General features: G+C 42.9%; 3 protein-coding genes. 1 reads left to right on the top strand and 2 read right to left on the bottom strand.

Translation table 11 applies throughout. The annotated features are described in order from the left end of the window. A partial coding sequence (locus tag IQR33_RS08810) for a carboxymuconolactone decarboxylase family protein (RefSeq protein ID WP_416222672.1) occupies positions 1-308 on the bottom strand: 308 nt, incomplete at its 3' end. A 111-nt stretch (positions 309-419) separates the two neighbouring features. Here IQR33_RS08810 and IQR33_RS08805 point away from each other — a divergent pair. Continuing rightward, positions 420-1,019 (top strand): TetR/AcrR family transcriptional regulator, encoded by a 600-nt coding sequence (locus IQR33_RS08805; protein WP_033906273.1) that lies wholly within the window; start codon positions 420-422, stop codon positions 1,017-1,019. A 155-nt stretch (positions 1,020-1,174) separates the two neighbouring features. On the opposite strand, the gene IQR33_RS32660 is transcribed toward IQR33_RS08805, so the two are convergent. Then, the coding region (locus tag IQR33_RS32660) for an SGNH/GDSL hydrolase family protein (RefSeq protein ID WP_228013813.1) at positions 1,175-2,007 on the bottom strand (833 nt) is incomplete at its 5' end.

Below are 2,007 nucleotides of genomic sequence, written 5' to 3'. Positions count from 1 at the left end.
TTGACGAGAGCATCAACAATCTCCTGATCCACTTTCATTGACGCCGCGATCGCACTATGAGCAGGAACGCAGTAGTGACAACCATGTTCAACGTTGATAGTTTGCCATACGACGGTCAATTCTTCTGCGTTAAATGATGTTTGTTGAAAGAGCTCATGCACAACTTGATAACCCTCAAGCAAGGTTGGCGCTTCAGCCATAACAGCATGAAGATTTGGTAGCATGCCAAACGCTTTGACTGAATTTTCAATCAGATGCTTTGATCCTTCGGGTGCGTTTTCTGCGGTATACAGTTTAAATTCTGCCATGTTTAAATCTCCTGTAATTGGATATGAGCGGATTAGGCAAGAACAGGATAGTTGATTTTGAGCGGTCGCTCAATATAAAATTGAGCATATGTTCAAAATTGATAATTGCTCATGGCGAATACAAAGAAATTCCAACGTGATGAAGTGGTGAAAGCTGCCTCGGATCTATTCTGGAAGAAAGGTTTTCATGCAACATCTACACGTGATTTACAAGATAGCGTTAATCTGCGTCCTGGAAGTATTTATGCGACGTTTGGGTCAAAAGAGGGGCTATATTGTGAAGCGCTAAAAATGTACGTTGCGAACTTACAAGCCCTGTTTGAGTTGCATTTAACTCAGAACACAACGGTTCTAGATGCAATAGAAGCTTTCGCGATTGATGTGGTTATCAATCAGCGAGACTCCAATCCCAGTGAAGTGTGCATGTTAGTCAAATCAGCAAGTGAATTTGCTGAGGATTTTAATGCTCTGCGCAATCAAACAAACAGCTTAGCAAACCAATTTGAATCTTTTCTTGCAAAGCTGTTTGAGCGAGCAATCGAGAATGGCGAAATTGAAGCTCAGGATACATTGCTTCTTGCTCAGTTGTTCCAGGTTCAGTTTACGGGTATACGAGCCTACTCATACCGCAGTGATGATGTAACCTTAAAGACGTTGATCTCTATTATGGTGGACAGTTTCCGCGGTAACGTACCAAAAACAGAAAGCTGAATGAGGCTGCTCAAAGTCAACGTCTCTAAATCAACGGCTTGAAGTAAGCGAGCTCAAATAAACCCGTTATCGGGGTTCGATATCGATAAAAAATGACCACGAAGCATCGTGGTCATTTTTATGCAGATTAACTTGCAATGAACAACAACGGCTCATTAAAAGCGAAACTCTTCTAAGTTATTGCTGCTTTCTAACATTTTTTCAGCCACATAACGATGCGTTGCTGTGGTTGGGTGAGTCACATCCCAGAACACGAACTTATCTGCGCCAGATGCTGCACATTCAGAACGTAATGAGTGAGTGTACATGTAGTCAACAGAGGATGAACGGTTGATGTCTAAGCAAGGGTCGCTTGCATTTACGAAACCGTGTTCTTCTGGTGCCGAGGTTAACTTCTCAAACAGTGCGTGTGTATCAAACAATGCGATGTTGTAGCCTTGGACTTTGTAGTACATCGCTTGTGCTTTGATGAACTCGTTCATCTTCAATACTTTCGCACGAATCGTTTCAATTTCTTCCTGTGTTGAGTATTTGAACTGTGGTGCTTTGGTTGCATCTGGCAGTGTCATCAACATGAAGTTCTTCGCGCCAGCGTCTGTTAAACGAATCAGAGCTTCAGCGTAATCCGCTTTTACTTCCGGCACGCTACGGTTGTAGTTCATGAAGTCATTTAAACCAAACTCTAACGTAAACAATGTGTTAGCAGGGTTGTAGTTCTTCGCCAGCTTTGTGTAGGTTAAGTAAGAAGAAACTTGTTCGCCGACACCAGTTAGCGCGATGTATTGGTTTTCACCTGCTGCGCCACCAACTGCCCAGTTGTATAGCGGTAAGTTTTTGGCTTTAGCAACGTATTCCGTCCAAACAAAACCGTTTGAGAAGTGACCCAAGAACCAGCTATTCGGGTTAGGAAAGCGCCATTGGGACGCGTTAAAGATGTTGCCTGTATCAGACAAGCTATCGCCTAAAGCCACTACTTTGTTTATCTGAT

It is taken from the genome of Vibrio sp. OPT46 (genome assembly GCF_015163535.1).
In the GTDB taxonomy this organism is placed as follows: domain Bacteria; phylum Pseudomonadota; class Gammaproteobacteria; order Enterobacterales; family Vibrionaceae; genus Vibrio; species Vibrio alginolyticus.
This window is presented reverse-complemented; position numbering and strand designations above follow the sequence as displayed.

Bases quoted from the DNA above. Each gene is read 5' to 3' on its own strand.
- IQR33_RS08805 (WP_033906273.1), top strand. From the start codon at position 420: ATGGCGAATACAAAGAAATTCCAACGTGATGAAGTGGTGAAAGCTGCC.